The sequence below is a fragment of the Pseudomonas sp. FW300-N2A2 genome, from assembly GCF_017351735.1.
Lineage (GTDB): Bacteria > Pseudomonadota > Gammaproteobacteria > Pseudomonadales > Pseudomonadaceae > Aquipseudomonas > Aquipseudomonas migulae.
On record NZ_JACNDU010000006.1, the window covers coordinates 141,889 to 158,185 of the forward strand.

General features: G+C 58.2%; 14 protein-coding genes. 8 read left to right on the forward strand and 6 right to left on the reverse strand.

Annotated elements, in window-relative coordinates:
* From J4E42_RS11445 to J4E42_RS11455, 3 genes are read left to right on the forward strand one after another with little or no spacing between them, the layout of a single operon-like run.
* A complete protein-coding gene (locus tag J4E42_RS11445) occupies positions 1 to 924 on the forward strand; it encodes an ABC transporter permease subunit (RefSeq protein WP_192227718.1) in 924 nt (307 codons plus the stop codon).
* A 10-nt stretch (positions 925 to 934) separates the two neighbouring features.
* On the forward strand, positions 935 to 1,903 hold the full coding sequence (locus J4E42_RS11450) for an ABC transporter ATP-binding protein (protein WP_008036265.1): 969 nt from the start codon (positions 935 to 937) through the stop codon (positions 1,901 to 1,903).
* Positions 1,903 to 2,883: a peptide ABC transporter ATP-binding protein gene (locus J4E42_RS11455; RefSeq protein WP_008024408.1), complete on the forward strand. Its 981-nt coding sequence runs from the start codon at positions 1,903 to 1,905 to the stop codon at positions 2,881 to 2,883. The genes J4E42_RS11450 and J4E42_RS11455 overlap by 1 nt, the downstream gene beginning before the upstream one ends.
* Positions 2,884 to 3,066: 183 nt before the next feature.
* Here J4E42_RS11455 and J4E42_RS11460 read toward each other — a convergent pair whose 3' ends face one another.
* Both J4E42_RS11460 and J4E42_RS11465 read right to left on the reverse strand, forming a co-directional pair.
* Positions 3,067 to 3,312 carry a hypothetical protein gene (locus J4E42_RS11460; protein ID WP_207285283.1) on the reverse strand — a complete coding sequence of 82 codons (246 nt, stop codon included), beginning with the start codon at positions 3,310 to 3,312 and terminating at the stop codon, positions 3,067 to 3,069.
* Positions 3,313 to 3,662: 350 nt separating this feature from the next.
* Positions 3,663 to 5,246 carry a peptide chain release factor 3 gene (locus J4E42_RS11465; protein WP_008024413.1) on the reverse strand — a complete coding sequence of 528 codons (1,584 nt, stop codon included), beginning with the start codon at positions 5,244 to 5,246 and terminating at the stop codon, positions 3,663 to 3,665.
* Positions 5,247 to 5,711: 465 nt separating this feature from the next.
* Here J4E42_RS11465 and J4E42_RS11470 point away from each other — a divergent pair, with 465 nt between their 5' ends.
* The 5 genes from J4E42_RS11470 (at position 5,712) to J4E42_RS11490 (ending at position 11,236) form a co-directional block, all read left to right on the forward strand.
* Positions 5,712 to 6,428 carry an ABC transporter permease gene (locus J4E42_RS11470; RefSeq protein WP_008036263.1) on the forward strand — a complete coding sequence of 239 codons (717 nt, stop codon included), beginning with the start codon at positions 5,712 to 5,714 and terminating at the stop codon, positions 6,426 to 6,428.
* A gap of 20 nt (positions 6,429 to 6,448) precedes the next feature.
* Positions 6,449 to 7,342, forward strand: coding sequence for a glycine betaine ABC transporter substrate-binding protein (locus J4E42_RS11475; RefSeq protein WP_192227714.1), 894 nt, complete (start codon positions 6,449 to 6,451; stop codon positions 7,340 to 7,342).
* 12 nt (positions 7,343 to 7,354) lie between these two features.
* Complete coding sequence (locus tag J4E42_RS11480) at positions 7,355 to 8,008, forward strand: ABC transporter permease (protein ID WP_207285284.1); 654 nt, start codon at positions 7,355 to 7,357, stop codon at positions 8,006 to 8,008.
* On the forward strand, positions 8,005 to 9,159 hold the full coding sequence (locus J4E42_RS11485; protein ID WP_207285285.1) for a betaine/proline/choline family ABC transporter ATP-binding protein: 1,155 nt from the start codon (positions 8,005 to 8,007) through the stop codon (positions 9,157 to 9,159). Before J4E42_RS11480 ends, J4E42_RS11485 begins: the two co-directional genes overlap by 4 nt.
* 913 nt (positions 9,160 to 10,072) lie before the next feature.
* Positions 10,073 to 11,236 (forward strand): type III PLP-dependent enzyme, encoded by a 1,164-nt coding sequence (locus J4E42_RS11490; RefSeq protein WP_008024420.1) that lies wholly within the window; start codon positions 10,073 to 10,075, stop codon positions 11,234 to 11,236.
* A gap of 50 nt (positions 11,237 to 11,286) precedes the next feature.
* Here J4E42_RS11490 and J4E42_RS11495 read toward each other — a convergent pair whose 3' ends face one another.
* From J4E42_RS11495 to J4E42_RS11510, 4 genes are all read right to left on the reverse strand, one after another.
* Entirely contained in the window at positions 11,287 to 12,186 is a 900-nt protein-coding gene (locus J4E42_RS11495; RefSeq protein WP_008036259.1) for a hypothetical protein, read from the reverse strand.
* A 116-nt stretch (positions 12,187 to 12,302) separates the two neighbouring features.
* The gene (locus J4E42_RS11500; protein WP_207285286.1) at positions 12,303 to 14,561 is read right to left on the reverse strand and encodes an alpha-xenorhabdolysin family binary toxin subunit A; all 2,259 of its coding nucleotides are present in this window, start codon (positions 14,559 to 14,561) and stop codon (positions 12,303 to 12,305) included.
* Between the two features lie 204 nt (positions 14,562 to 14,765).
* Positions 14,766 to 15,524, reverse strand: a complete 759-nt coding sequence (locus J4E42_RS11505) for a tetratricopeptide repeat protein (protein WP_207285287.1) — start codon at positions 15,522 to 15,524, stop codon at positions 14,766 to 14,768.
* The gene (locus tag J4E42_RS11510) at positions 15,521 to 16,201 is read right to left on the reverse strand and encodes a Fe2+-dependent dioxygenase (protein WP_008036255.1); all 681 of its coding nucleotides are present in this window, start codon (positions 16,199 to 16,201) and stop codon (positions 15,521 to 15,523) included. The genes J4E42_RS11505 and J4E42_RS11510 overlap by 4 nt, the downstream gene beginning before the upstream one ends.
* Positions 16,202 to 16,297 lie beyond the last annotated feature (96 nt).

The window sequence follows — 16,297 nt, forward strand, 5'->3', positions numbered from 1 at the left end:
ATGACCACTCCAGCTTCAACTGCAAATCAAGCGGTAACAGTCGATCAAAGCCTGCTGTACCCGTCCCCGTACAAAGAATTCTGGCAAGCGTTCTCCAAGAACAAAGGCGCCGTCGCCGGCCTGATGTTCATGTTGCTGGTGATCTTCTGCGCGATCTTCGCGCCGTGGGTCTCGCCACATAACCCAAGCGAGCAATACCGTGACTTCCTGCTGACCCCGCCGTCCTGGCTGGAAGGCGGGCAAATCCAGTTCCTGCTCGGCACCGATGAACTGGGCCGCGACCTGCTGTCGCGCCTGATCAACGGTTCGCGCCTGTCCCTGCTGATCGGCTTGTCGTCGGTGGTGATGTCGCTGATCCCGGGCATCCTGCTCGGTCTGTTCGCCGGCTTCTTCCCGCGCATCCTTGGCCCGACCATCATGCGTCTGATGGACATCATGCTGGCCCTGCCCTCGCTGTTGCTGGCCGTGGCGATTGTCGCCATCCTCGGCCCTGGCCTGATCAACACCATCATTGCCATCGCCGTCGTTTCGTTGCCGTCCTATGTTCGTCTGACCCGCGCTGCGGTGATGGGCGAGCTGAACCGCGACTACGTGACCGCCGCGCGCCTGGCCGGTGCCGGTCTGCCACGCCTGATGTTCGTCACCGTGCTGCCCAACTGCATGGCGCCGCTGATCGTTCAGGCCACCCTGAGTTTCTCCTCGGCGATTCTCGATGCCGCAGCCCTTGGCTTCCTGGGCCTTGGCGTACAACCGCCAACCCCTGAGTGGGGCACCATGCTGGCTTCGGCTCGCGACTACATCGAACGCGCCTGGTGGGTAGTAAGCCTGCCTGGTTTGACCATTTTGCTCAGCGTGCTGGCAATCAACTTGATGGGCGACGGCCTGCGCGATGCGCTGGACCCGAAACTCAAGAACGCCGCCTGAGGAGATTCAAATGTCACTGTTAGAAATCAAGAATCTCAACGTTCGCTTCGGCGACAAGAACGCCGTTCCGGTGGTCGACGGGCTCGACATTTCCGTGGACAAAGGCGAAGTGCTGGCCATCGTTGGCGAGTCGGGTTCGGGTAAATCCGTGACCATGATGGCGCTGATGGGCCTGATCGAGCATCCGGGGATCGTCACCGCCGACGCCCTGAATTTCGACGGCAAGAACATGCTCAAGCTCAGCAACCGTCAGCGTCGGCAAATCGTCGGCAAAGACCTGGCCATGGTCTTCCAGGACCCGATGACCGCGCTGAACCCGAGCTACACCGTCGGTTTCCAGATCGAAGAAGTGCTGCGCCTGCACCTGAAAATGTCCGGCAAGCAAGCGCGCAAACGCGCCATCGAACTGTTGGAAAAAGTGGAAATCCCGGGCGCCGCCAGCCGTATGGACGCCTACCCGCATCAACTGTCGGGCGGCATGAGCCAACGTGTTGCGATCGCCATGGCGATTGCCGGCGAGCCCAAACTGCTGATCGCCGACGAACCGACCACCGCTTTGGACGTGACGATTCAGGCGCAGATCATGGACCTGCTCCTGGCGTTGCAGAAAGAGCAGAACATGGGCCTGGTGCTGATCACTCACGACCTCGCGGTCGTTGCCGAAACTGCCCAGCGTGTGTGCGTGATGTACGCCGGCCAGGCCGTAGAAGTCGGTCATGTGCCACAACTGTTCGACATTCCGGCGCACCCGTACAGCGAAGCGCTGCTCAAGGCGATTCCGGAACACAGCCTCGGCGCCTCACGCCTGTCGACATTGCCGGGCATCGTTCCCGGTCGTTACGACCGTCCGCAAGGCTGCCTGCTGTCGCCGCGCTGCCCGTATGTGCAGGACAGCTGCCGTGCGCAGCGTCCGACCCTTGACCCGAAAAGCAACAGCCTCGCCCGCTGCTTCTACCCGCTGAACCAGGAGGTGGCGTAATGGCCGTCGTACTTACCGCCCGCGACCTCACCCGTCACTACGAAGTGTCCCGCGGCCTGTTCAAGGGCCATGCGACCGTACGCGCCCTGAACGGTGTGTCGTTCGAACTGGAAGCCGGCAAGACCCTCGCTGTCGTGGGCGAATCCGGTTGCGGCAAATCCACCCTGGCCCGCGCCCTGACGCTGATCGAAGAGCCGTCTTCCGGCTCCTTGAAAATCGCCGGGCAGGAAGTCGCCGGGGCTGACAAGGCTCAACGCAAACAACTGCGCAAAGACGTGCAGATGGTGTTCCAGAGCCCGTACGCATCGTTGAACCCTCGGCAGAAAGTCGGTGATCAACTCGCCGAGCCGCTGCTGATCAACACCAGCCTCAGCGCAGCCGAGCGTCGCGAAAAAGTGCAGGCGATGATGAAGCAGGTGGGTCTGCGCCCTGAGCATTACCAGCGCTATCCGCACATGTTCTCCGGCGGTCAGCGCCAGCGGATCGCCCTCGCCCGCGCCATGATGCTGCAACCGAAAGTGCTGGTGGCGGACGAACCGACCTCGGCGCTGGACGTGTCGATCCAGGCGCAGGTGCTGAACCTGTTCATGGACCTGCAGCAAGAGTTCAACACCGCCTACGTGTTCATCTCGCACAACCTGGCCGTGGTGCAACACGTTGCCGATGACGTGATGGTGATGTACCTCGGTCGCCCGGTGGAAATGGGTCCGAAGAACGACATCTACGAGCGTCCGCTGCACCCGTACACCCAGGCGTTGCTGTCGGCCACACCGACCATTCACCCGGACCCGAACAAGCCGAAGATCAAGATCGTCGGCGAGTTGCCCAACCCGTTGAACCCGCCGTCGGGCTGCGCTTTCCACAAGCGTTGCCCGTACGCGACCGACCGTTGCAAAACCGAAGAGCCAGCCCTGCGCCCTCTCGATAACCGCCAGGTGGCTTGCCACTACGCCGAGCAATTCCTCGACGGCGCGGCATAACAGCGGGCTGAAAAAACCTGTAGGAGCGAGCCTGCCCGCGATGGAGTGTCAGCCAACACGGCTGTTACTGATACTCCATCGCGAGCAGGCTCGCTCCTACAAGGGATAGGTGTTCTGTTCAAAAACCTCTTCTGCTTCGATTGCGCGTCAATCGGGTCGAAGGGGTTTTATTTTGCCTGCTACTCAGGCCCCTTCTTCCTCATCACTGTCCGGCTCGTCAGTGGTCGTATCATCATCGTCCGCGCTGCCGCCCTGCCCCTGATCACCGGGCTCTGATTCGGACTTGGCGATCATCATGCCGGTGTGCGTCACTTGCCCACTCGATGCCTGGCTTTCGTGATCCTCACACTCGGCCCAGACCGCCGAACTGCCGAGGGCCAGCATCAGCAAAACCTTCAACAGCAGCATAACGCGTAGCAACCTGTTCATAGTCGATTCCATCCTTTTGCAGGTGAAACATCTGTACCTGTCTGGCGCTCTTTGAAATCTAGTTCCGATCAGCCGGGTTCTCCAGATAGGACGCTAACGAAGAGACGGAATGCGATGGCTTTAGAGATTGGTTGTGAATATGGCCTATAACCAAACCCGCTAACACGATGCTTTTCTGTAGGAGCTAGCTTGCTGGCGATGGTCGTTAACGATAACGCGCGCTGTCAGGATTAACGCGGCGTTCTCTGGTCCATCGCCAGCAAGCCGGCTCCTACAGGGGGGATTTGTGTCGGGCATTAAAAAACCCCGGTGCTTTCGCTACCGGGGCTTCTGGTTTTGCAGCTCAGCGCTTAGTGGTGCTCACGCGTCGCACGGAATTTCACGTCCGGCCAGCGCTCTTCCATCAGCGCCAGGTTGACGCGGGTCGGGGCCAGGTAGGTCAGGTGACCACCGCCGTCGACCGCGAGGTTTTCCACGGCCTTGACCCGGAACTCCTCGAACTTCTTCTTATCGTCGCAATCGATCCAGCGCGCGGAGTACACGGTGATCGGCTCGTAGGAGCACTCGACCTTGTATTCCTCTTTCAGGCGGCTGGCGACCACATCGAACTGCAGCACACCGACAGCGCCGAGGATGATGTCGTTGCTGCGCTCGGGGAAGAACACCTGGGTCGCGCCCTCTTCCGCCAATTGCTGCAAGCCCTGACGCAGCTGCTTGGATTTCAGCGGATCGCGCAGGCGCACGCGACGGAACAGTTCCGGGGCGAAGTGCGGGATGCCGGTGAAGCCCAGGACTTCGCCTTCGGTGAAGGTGTCGCCGATCTGGATCGTGCCGTGGTTGTGCAGACCGATGATGTCGCCGGCGAACGCTTCTTCCAGTTGCTCACGCTCGGAGGAGAAGAACGTCAGGGCGTCGCCGATGCGCACGTCCTTGCCGGTGCGCACGTGGCGCATCTTCATGCCCTTCTCGTACTTGCCGGAGCAGATACGCATGAAGGCGATACGGTCGCGGTGTTTCGGGTCCATGTTCGCCTGGATCTTGAACACGAAGCCGCTGAATTTCTCTTCGACCGGCTCCACAGTGCGCTCGTTGGCAACCCGGGCCAGTGGTTTCGGCGCCCAGTTGACCACGGCGTCGAGCACGTGATCGACACCGAAGTTGCCCAGTGCGGTACCGAAGAACACCGGGGTCAGTTGGCCGTCGAGGAACTCCTGCTGGTTGAATTCGTGGCAGGCGCCTTGCACCAGTTCCAGTTGGTCAACGAAGCGATCGTACTCGTCGCCCAAGTGCGCGCGGGCTTCATCGGAGTCGAGTTTCTCGATGATTTTCACATCGGTGCGCTCGTGGCCGTGACCGGCGGTGTACACGATGATGTAGTCGTCGGCGAGGTGATAAACGCCTTTGAAATCGCGGTAGCAACCGATCGGCCAGGTGATCGGCGCGGCCTTGATCTTCAGGACCGCTTCGATTTCGTCGAGCAGTTCGATCGGGTCGCGGATGTCACGGTCGAGTTTGTTGATGAAGCTGACAATCGGCGTGTCACGCAGACGGCAGACGTCCATCAACGCGATGGTCCGTGGCTCTACACCCTTACCGCCATCGAGGACCATCAATGCCGAGTCCACCGCCGTCAGGGTGCGGTAGGTATCTTCGGAGAAGTCTTCGTGGCCCGGGGTGTCGAGCAGGTTGATCATGTGATCGCGATACGGGAACTGCATGACCGACGTGGTAATCGAGATACCCCGCTGCTTTTCCATTTCCATCCAGTCGGAGGTGGCATGGCGGTCGGACTTGCGAGACTTCACCGTGCCGGCAACCGCAATCGCCTTGCCCATCAGCAAGAGCTTCTCGGTGATGGTGGTTTTACCGGCATCGGGGTGGGAAATAATGGCGAAAGTGCGGCGTTTCGCGACTTCGGCGGCCTGTTTGGTCATGGGAAATCGCCTGGCGGTGATTCAAAAAAGGGCGGCGAGTATAGCGCAAACCGACCGCCACGGACCACCGCCCGCCCGGACGCGCGGACTTTTGTAGGACCCGGCTTGCCGGCGATTGGGGCCGTACGCCTTGCGGTGATCTCTCGGCCCTCATCGCCGGCAAGCCGGCTCCTACAGGGTTGCGTTATGGCATCGAACGGGGGCGTGTTCGGTCATCAAGGGTGGCTATCTGCTGCTAATTATGGAACCTTTTAAAAGGTGGAGGCGTCCACTCCCCTGTTACGGCACTCGTCCCAGGGGCTGAAAAATCAGCAAGTTAGCCTGACGAGGCTGCGCTTATGGCTCGATTCATGTCCCTTCGCGGGCATAGAACGCGCTGCTTCTCGCGAACGCTTACTTCGGCAGCCAGGACTGGCATTGCCACACGAAGCTGCGTTCGCCGACAAAGAAAAAAGGAGTCCGCCTGTGGCTATTCGCTATGGCAAAGGGCTGACAGGAGGTGCGGTTGTCGTCGCCCTTCTGGCCCTGCTGGTCCACTGGATTGGCATCAACACGATCGAACAGTACCGCGACGATTTGTTGTTTTACCTGCAAGCTCATCTGATTCTCGTCCTCGCCTCCATGCTGGCCGCCCTTGTTGTGGGCATACCCGCCGGTATCTTCCTCAGCCGTCCGACCATGGTGGGACGCGCCGAACGCTTCATGCAGATCTTCAACATCGGCAACACCGTGCCGCCACTTGCCGTACTGGCCATTGCCCTGGGGATTCTGGGCATTGGCAGCGGCCCCGCGATCTTCGCCCTGTTCCTCGCCTCGCTGTTGCCGATCGTGCGCAACACCTATGAAGGCCTGAAAAATGTTCAGGGCTCCCTCAAGGAAGCGGCCGTCGGCATCGGCATGACGCCGACTCAAGTGCTGTGGCGGGTTGAACTGCCGAACGCCGTGCCGATCATCATCGGCGGTGTGCGTGTAGCCCTGGCGATCAACGTCGGTACCGCACCGCTGGCGTTCCTGATTGGCGCCAACAGCCTGGGCAGCCTGATTTTCCCCGGCATCGCCCTGAACAATCAGCCGCAACTGCTGCTCGGCGCGGCCTGCACCGCCCTGCTGGCCTTGCTGCTCGACGGCCTGGTGACACTCGCCAGCCGCCTCTGGCTCGAACGCGGCTTGCGCCCGTCTTAAGCCTCGGCAAAGGAATAATCATGAAGACATCAAGCTTTTTACTAGGCTGCGTTCTGCTGTTCTCGGGAATCGCCCAAGCCGCTGAAAAACCGGTGATCCGCATCGGCGCCCGGGTGTTCACCGAACAAACCCTGCTCGCGGAAATCACCTCCCAGTACCTGCGCGCCAAGGGTTATGACACCCAGGTGACTGGCGGTCTGGGCAGCAACCTCGCTCGCAGCGCCCACGAAAGTGGCCAACTGGACCTGATGTGGGAATACACCGGCGTCTCACTGGTGGCCTACAACCATGTCACCGAAAAACTCGACAGCGCTCAGTCCTACGCCAAGGTGAAAGAACTCGACGCGAAAAAAGGCCTGGTCTGGCTGACCCCGTCGAAGTTCAGCAACACCTACGCCCTGGCCCTGCCGGAAAAAACCGCGAAGGCCTACCCGCAGATCAACACCATCAGCGAGCTGAACACGGTGATGCAGGCTGAGGCGAAGACTAATCACCTGGTCGCGCTGGACACCGAGTTCGCCAACCGCTCCGATGGTCTGGACGGCATGGTCGACCTCTACAGCATGAACCTGACGCGCAAAAACATCCGCCAGATGGATGCAGGCCTGGTCTACACCGCCCTGCGCAATGGCCAGGTGTTCGCCGGTCTGGTCTACACCACCGACGGTCGCTTGAACGCCTTCAAGTTGAAACTGCTTGAAGACGACAAGCACTACTTCCCGGACTACACCGCCGCGCCGGTGGTGCGTCAGGTTTACCTCGATGCCCACCCGAAACTGGCGCAAGAGATCAAGCCGCTGGCCGAGCTGTTCGATGACGAAACCATGCGCCAGCTCAACGCGCGGGTCGATGTCGATCACGAAAGCCCTTCATCCGTTGCCGCCGACTTCCTGCGCCAGCACCCCATCAACTAAGGAGGAAAAGCCATGGAATTTCTCAACGCCTTTTCCCATCTCGACTGGCCGCAGGTGCTGCATCTGACCTGGCAGCACATCACCCTGGTCGGCATCGCCGTGACCCTGGCGATTCTGGCCGGCGTGCCGCTGGGCATTCTGATGACACGTTTCCCGACGCTCGCCGGCCCCTTGCAAGCCAGCGCCACGGTGCTGCTGACCGTGCCGTCGATTGCACTGTTCGGCCTGCTGCTGCCGTTCTACTCCAAATTCGGCCAGGGCCTGGGGCCGATGCCCGCGATCACGGCAGTGTTTCTGTACTCGTTGCTGCCGATCATGCGTAACACCTACCTCGCCCTGACCGGCGTCGAACCGGGCATTCGCGAAGCCGCACGCGGCATCGGCATGACCTTCGGCCAGCGCCTGCGCATGGTCGAACTGCCGATTGCCGTGCCGGTGATCCTCGCTGGCGTGCGCACCGCCGTGGTCATGAACATCGGTGTCATGACCATCGCCGCGACCATCGGCGCCGGTGGCCTCGGTGTCCTCATTCTCGCTTCCATCAGCCGCAGCGACATGTCGATGCTGATCGTCGGCGCCGTGCTGGTCAGCCTGCTGGCCATCTTCGCCGACCTGCTTCTGCAATGGCTGCAACGCACGCTGACTCCAAAAGGACTGCTCAAATGATCGAACTTCAAAACCTCAGCAAGACTTTCCAAAGCAACGGCAAAGATGTGAAAGCCGTGGACTCGGTCAGCCTGACCGTCAATGAAGGCGAAATCTGTGTGTTCCTCGGGCCATCGGGCTGCGGCAAAAGCACCACGCTGAAGATGATCAACCGCCTGATCAAGCCGACCTCGGGCAAGATCCTGATCAACGGCGAAGACACCACCGACCTCGACGAAGTGACCCTGCGTCGCAACATCGGTTACGTGATCCAGCAGATCGGCCTGTTTCCGAACATGACCATCGAGGAAAACATCACCATCGTTCCGCGCCTGCTGGGCTGGGACAAACAGAAGTGCCACGACCGCGCCCGCGAGTTGATGAGCATGATCAAGCTTGAACCCAAGCAATATTTGAATCGTTATCCGCGAGAATTGTCCGGTGGTCAGCAGCAACGGATCGGCGTGATTCGCGCACTGGCGGCGGATGCACCGTTGCTGTTGATGGATGAACCGTTCGGCGCGGTCGACCCGATCAACCGCGAGATGATCCAGAACGAGTTCTTCGAGATGCAGCGGGCGCTGAACAAGACCGTGATCATGGTCAGCCACGACATCGACGAAGCGATCAAGCTCGGCGACAAGATTGCAATCTTCCGCGCCGGCAAGCTGTTGCAGATCGATCACCCGGACACGCTGCTGGCGCACCCGGCGGACGACTTTGTCAGCAACTTCGTCGGCCAGGACAGCACGCTCAAGCGTCTGCTGCTGGTGAAGGCCGAAGACGCGGCGGACAACGCACCGTCCGTCAGCCCGGAAACGCCGGTGACTGAAGCGCTGGAGTTGATGGATGAACATGACCGTCGTTATGTCGTGGTCACGGACGGTGAGAACAAGGCGCTCGGTTATGTACGACGTCGCGACCTGCACCGTCAGACCGGGGCTTGCGCGCAGTACCTGCGTGAGTTCAATGCCACGGCAGCGTACGACGAGCATTTGCGCATCCTGTTGTCGCGGATGTACGAGTTCAACCGTTCGTGGTTGCCGGTGATGGATGCCGAGCGGGTGTTTTTGGGGGAAGTGACGCAGGAGTCGATTGCGGCCTATCTGAGCTCAGGACGCTCACGGGGCATGAAAACCAATATCGTGTCGCCGGCCGAGGCAGTCGCCTGACAGCCAGAATCGCTGGGTAAAAATGCAAAAACTGTGGGAGCGAGCCTGCTCGCGATAGCGCATGGTCAGCCAACGACGATGTTGAATTTGAAATTGCCATCGCGAGCAGGCTCGCTCCCACAAAAACCGCACAGCCTGTGACCGGAAAAAAATATCAACACCTGCCTCGGCAAGCGGCCTCTAAAAAGGTCCGCCGAAACAGTCAAAAAATCGCTCAGCCGACCTTTTCGCAGCTATCGTCGCCGATGTTGACGCCATCGCAGTTGTCTTTGAGTTGGCAGACATAAGCGTCGAACGTGCAGGTATTTTTAACACTTCAGATTTCCTCGGGAACATCGGCCTGTCATCTGTGTCGAGTACAAGGAGAGCTGGCGGCAACGTGCGTCAGACAAGTGCAAAAACGCGACATTTTTTGTTGATCTCAAGCCCCTCACGCCCTAAAGTTCGCGCCGAACGTCCATGCTGGAAACGATCCATCCGGCTCAAGTACTGACGACGAGACAGCAAGGCCAAGGGAAAGCACCGCTTCCCATGGCCTTTTTGCTTTCGGCGACATGCCTTGGGAAGTAGGCGAACCAAAGTGGGGATACGGAGGACGTTCAGGAGGGTGTGTCATCAATGAAATCACGAGTGCGCCGGAGCCTGCTTTTGCGCAGGGCAAGGCGCGAGGCCCGCGGTTTGGTTGTTCCAAATAAGGGACGAGCAACGCAGCCCTGCGCAAAAGCAGGCCCGGCCCTTCGGGTTGTGCCTGAGCGCGCGCCATGCTGCGTTGCAGGCCTTGCGAAGGGAATGACCATTAGCGGCGGCCTGCGCCTTGCCTGGCACGCGCTCAGGCGCAACGCACTCGCGATTTCATTGATGACACACCCTCGCACCCATTGATTAATCTAGTTTGCCAGTAGGAGTTCCCAGCATGTCGATCAACGTCGAAGACTATTTCGCGCGCGATACCTTTCAGAAAATGAAGGCTTTCGCCGACAAACAAGAAACCCCGTTCGTGGTTATCGACACCGCGATGATCAGCCAGGCCTATGACGACCTGCGCGCCGGTTTCGAATTCGCCAAGGTCTACTACGCCGTCAAGGCCAACCCGGCCGTCGAAATCATCGACCTGCTCAAAGAGAAAGGCTCGAACTTCGACATCGCCTCGATCTACGAGCTCGATAAAGTGATGAACCAGGGCGTCGGCCCGGATCGCATCAGCTACGGCAACACCATCAAGAAATCCAAGGACATCCGCTACTTCTACGAGAAGGGCGTGCGTCTGTATGCCACTGACTCCGAAGCCGACCTGCGCAACATCGCCAAGGCTGCACCGGGTTCGAAAGTCTACGTGCGCATCCTCACCGAAGGCTCGACCACTGCCGATTGGCCTTTGTCGCGCAAATTCGGCTGCCAGACCGACATGGCCATGGACCTGCTGATCCTCGCTCGCGACCTGGGCCTGGTGCCTTACGGCATCTCGTTCCACGTCGGCTCGCAACAGCGCGACATCAGCGTCTGGGACGCAGCGATCGCCAAGGTCAAAGTGATCTTCGAGCGCCTGAAAGAAGAAGACGGCATCCACCTGAAGCTGATCAACATGGGCGGTGGCTTCCCGGCCAACTACATCACCCGCACCAACAGCCTGGAAACCTACGCTGAAGAAATCATCCGTTTCCTCAAGGAAGACTTCGGCGACGACCTGCCGGAAATCATCCTGGAACCGGGCCGTTCGTTGATCGCCAACGCCGGCATCCTGGTCAGTGAAGTGGTGTTGGTTGCACGCAAATCCCGCACCGCCGTCGAGCGCTGGGTGTACACGGATGTGGGCAAGTTCTCCGGCCTGATCGAAACCATGGACGAAGCCATCAAGTTCCCGATCTGGACCGAAAAGAAAGGCGAAGTGGAAGAAGTGGTTATCGCCGGCCCGACCTGCGACAGCGCCGACATCATGTACGAAAACTACAAGTACGGTTTGCCGCTGAACCTGGCGATCGGTGATCGTTTGTACTGGCTGTCGACCGGTGCGTACACCACCAGCTACAGCGCCGTCGAGTTCAATGGCTTCCCGCCGCTGAAGTCGTTCTACGTGTAATACCGCTTGCTGTAACAACAGAAGGTCCATGACATGTCATGGACCTTTTTTTATGCCCGGGACCAGTACCGCATTTGTTCAGCCATCGACTTGACCTCTTCCAGCACATGCTCGACCTGCGCCAGAGCGCAGTTCAATTGCGAGAGTTTAATAGTCGGCCTGACGTTACGTAATTCAAGCTCAGCTACCGTCAGAAAGTGCTGCATTGCATAGAGGAAGTCGCTCAGATTGTGAATCGCCGAGCAGGCCTCTGTCTTGATCGCGAACAGTTCACGCAGATGCTCGTTCGCCCGCGCCTGACGCGCCTGTGCAGAATCGCCTGGACTGGCAGCGCCACTCAGCCCGGGCAGGCCTGATCCGCCATCCACGTACCAGGCTTCAAGTCGGGAATAGCGCGAGTGGCACTCACAGGATTTCAACGTCAACGACCGGAAAAACCGCTCGAACACGTTCTGGATATCATTGTGCAATTCCTGCGGCACAGCCTTGAAGTCCAACAGTGCAGACTTGGTACGACCCAGGCGCAGAGAAAGCTCGAAAGCCAGGCCGTCGACATCACTGGGAGGAAACCAGATCCACCACTGCGATCGGGACAGGCTGAATAATTTGTAGTTCACGGAGCTGATACTGAAAGAGCGGCCTTGCTTGTGCGACAGTTTGGCCAGTATTTGGCACTCCACGGTAAACACCTCGATGGAGTGCAAGTTCTCATCACACACCTTACCCAGCGCCGAAATATCAGCCTCAAGCCGTTCCAGATAACCGGTACTGAATGAAGCCAGCACTTTAAGACGCTCGGCGTCAGGTCCTGTCGTCGGCACATGTCCCTGACGCTGCAAGTTGTCCGAATGGCTTTTCAGTTGATCCAGCGTGGCGGGAAGTGCGCGGAGGAAATCGAAGTATTTTTTCAACGCAACGAAATGCGTCTTCGCAAGCAAAAACTCATACATGGCAAATAACCTGATGACACTGACGAAGGCCAGCGTGGAGAGCTGTCACTGATCACTATCAGGCAAGGGTCGCCATGCTCGATGAAAGCCACCCCTGCCATCAGTGAATGCTGGCGTTACGGCCGTGAAATTGGCGTCAGGAAGCCAATGAACTGGCTCGCTTCTTTAATGGCCCTGGCACTGCGCGTCGCGACATCACCCGCCGTATCGCCCTCCATGACCGTCAGGAATTGCTTGAATGCAGCAACAGCCAGCTTGTACTCGCCCACATAACGCTGGCGTTGGTCGTCCAGCGCATGAATCAAGTGGATAAACTCGATCTTGCCCACCGACTGATCGATATCCCGGTCTTTGAGCGCAATCTTTCGACCAAGCTCATTGACCTTGTCCTGAAGCTTGTTGCTTTCATGGATCATGTTGATGAAGGTGATGCCTGCGTTGATATCGGCCATGGCTTTCTTCAGTTCATCGATCGCAAACATCACGATCTGAGCTTGCGGCGGCGCCATGCCCAGCTCTTTGAGCTTGTCGATGGTCAAGGCAATGTCTTTGCCAATTTTCTCGATACCGGCTTTTTCGATTGCGCTGATTGCCTCGGACAAAACCTTGAGCTCACGTTGAAGCTTGACCTGAGTCTCGCTCAACGCTTGTTTGGACTCTTTGGCATCGAGTTGGTCTTTTTCCAGGCCAGCGATGTAACCCAATGTGGTACGTCGGTCATACCCGTCGCTGATGTTGGCCAGGCGAATACTCACTTTGCTCGCCTCGCTGCGCGTGATGGCGAGCATTTTTTTCAATGCCGCAATGAGATCCTCTTCAATCTCGTCGAACTCCTCGGAACCCTCAACGGCACCGGTCAATTCCTTTTCAAGCGCCACTAACTTACGAACCTTGGACTCCAGGTCCATCTTGCTGTTGAGGCTCGATTCACGCAGATCCCGGGCTGCGGCACCGACATCGCCGAGCAATCTTTGAAAGCGATCGAATACTCCCGGCAAGTAATTGAGCCGGATAAAAAGGGCTTCGGCCGCGACAGCATCGTCACGCATCGCGTGATGGCTGTCCTTCAGAACCTGAAGATTCGGCTCCGGGTAGTTCTGCTTGATGGAAAAAGTTGTCATTTTGGGTACCGCCCTTCCTTGGTCCTGGTTGTATTCCCGATCCGCTTCCTTGAACACTTCGATCAAGAGGTCCGCATCATTGTGGATTTGCACCCAAGGGCCGACGACCTCTCGGAATGACGACATGAAGCGCCTCAAACTCAGCGCATCGGTGATGCCCAACATGGCGTTCGACGATTCATCGACGTACCGATGCATGACATTCCAGACGTGTATGAGATTCTGCGTGGCCAGATCAGCATCAATGGCGATGACGGTCAGGTTTTGCAGATCCTGTTCGACACGCTTTAACGAACCGAGGGTCTGGTTCATGTTTCTCAGGACTTCAATGTCTTTGTCCTGCGCCGCGTTCAGTTCCTTGCGTACGGCTCGTACCGCCTCCGCTTCGACACCGTAGTAAATAGCCATTCCCAAGCCGAAAAGATTCAACCCGGCTGCCGAGCCCAGCGCCTTGTCGACCAACGCCTGGTATTGGGTATTCTTTTCCAGAATCTCTTCGGCACGACGGGCGATGACTTCATCGAGTTTCTTGACTTCCGCTGGATAGGAATTGGTTTGAATCAATGCCACGCGCAACTTGATACCTGGAAGCACTTTTTCACGCAGGTCATAACCAAACTTGTCCAGATCGGTTTTTATACCCCGGACACTCACCAGATTGGATGCAACCCTGTCGAATATTTTACCCAGGTAAAACTTCATGTCCGGAATCGTATCCGCATCAAGTTCTATACCGGGAAATTTATCGCCCAGTTCAAGTTGCAACTTTTTCAGTTGCTCCAGTGTTTTGACATTGTACTTTTCAAGCAATGGACCGGACTTCAGATCAAGGTAGACCTCTTCCATGTCTTCGCCGTAGCGCTGCATGCTTGCGCCAAACAGCTTCAGTTCGGTCCCGGTGATCATGATGCGTTCGCGCAGCGGTGACCAGCGCCTGGCGTGATCACGAGTTTCGACAAACGTCTTCAGGAAATCGGCGGCCCTGAGACCGGCACCGCCATCCTGGCCTGCACCGAAGCGCAGATAGTCGGTGACATCCTTCAATGTATACGGAAGGGCCAAGCCTGCGGCTTCATACTTGCGCAGATCAATGATCTGTTTTTTTGTCAGCAACAAACCGGCTTCACGCGTCACATTGTCCGCATCCGCGCTGGACGCATCGGACAGTATCTTTGGAACTTCGGTTGCAAACTCGGTAATCTTCTCGTAGTTCGCCCCCCGTAAAGAGTTCTCCCACAATGTGTCATTGCTCATAACTACTCCATTAACTATAGGCATGAATATATTTAAATAATTTAAAGCAGATCGTAACGGCGCACTGTCAAATCCCATTTAACTGCGCTGAACAAAAGACTAATCCACTTATAAAAGTGCTGTCAAAGAATCCCTGAGGGGCATATATAAGAAAAGAATACAAACCTGCGAAACAACCCACTTCATGTTTATATGAAGCGTCTTTCAGGTTCGACCGAACAGTGTTTGTTCGTGATGGGCAAACTCCTCAGCCAAACACTTGAGCGCAGGGTCGGACGCTTCGCGCAAGCGTTGGACACTGACCCGCAGGAACCGCTGATTGCCGTTGACCATCGCCTGGCGCAACCAGGCCATTCCTTCGTCAAGCCTGCCCTGCTCCACCAAAACCGCGCCATGACTGAACTGCCCGCGAAAATCCCCGGCATCGGCCGAACGTCGATACCACTCGCGTGCGCCTTGCAGATCCGCGGGGCAAATCCGTCCTTCCTCCAGGTAACGCCCAAGCAGGTTCATCGACTTCGCATGGCCCAGCTCCGCAGCGCGGCGATAAAAACTCAGCGCTTGCGGCTGATCTTCGGTCACCCCGCGCCCGGTCGCCAGCAGGTTGGCGTAGTTGTACATCGCCCAATCCAGTCCGGCTTCAGCGCCGACGCGATAATGCTGCGCTGCAACTGAAGCATCTGCCGCACAACCCCAGCCATGTTCATGACAGCGACCGAGCATGTTGCGCGCCATCAGGTGCCCGCGCTGAGCGGCTATCTCGAACCAGCGCAGCGCCAGCGGTTGATCCAGCGCGATGCCCTGTCCGTCCAGCAGAATCTGGCCGAGCAAGGCTTGCGCGTCGAGCACGCCTTCGCGGGCAGCGATCAGGATTGCCTGAGCAGCACGCGCAGGACTTTCCTCAAGCATGGCTTTGAGGTGATCGCCGTCGAGCACTTCCTCGCGGCGCAGTTGAAAACTCATACCTCGACCCAGCGACGCAACAGGTTGTGATACGTGCCGGTCAGGCGGATCAGTGAAGGGTGGTCGGGCATGTCCTGCGTCAGTTGCTGGATCGCACCGTCCATCTCGAACAGCAGGGCGCGCTGGCTGTCTTCGCGGACCAGGCTTTGGGTCCAGAAGAATGAGGCGAACCGTGTACCACGGGTGACGGCATTGACCTTGTGCAGGCTGGTGCCGGGGTACAAGACCATGTCGCCGGCCGGCAACTTCACGCGCTGGGTGCCGTAGGTGTCCTGGATTTCCAGTTCGCCGCCGTCGTAGTCCTCCGGCTCACTGAAGAACAGGGTCGACGACAAATCCGTGCGCACGCGCTCGATGCTGCCTTTGGGCTGGCGCACGGCGTTGTCGATATGAAAGTCGAAACTGCCGCCCGCTGTGTAACAGTTCAGCAACGGAGGAAAGACCTTGTGCGGTAACGCCGCAGACATGAACTGCGGATTTTTCCACAACCGTTCCAGCATCGCCGCGCCGACTTCCTTGGCCAGTGGATGACCTTCCGGCAGTTGCAGGTTGTGTTTGGCCTTGGCCGACTGGTAGCCGGCGGTGATCTTGCCGTCGGCCCAATCTGCCTGTTCCAGAGCCTCGCGGATGCGCTGCACTTCTTCTTTAGTGAACAAGCCGGGAATGTGCAGCAGCATGAGGACCACCTGAAGACAAAGGGGCGTCAATGGTATTGATTCTTATTGACGCTGTAAAACCCCCATGACGAATGAAACAGCAAAAACCGTAAGGGT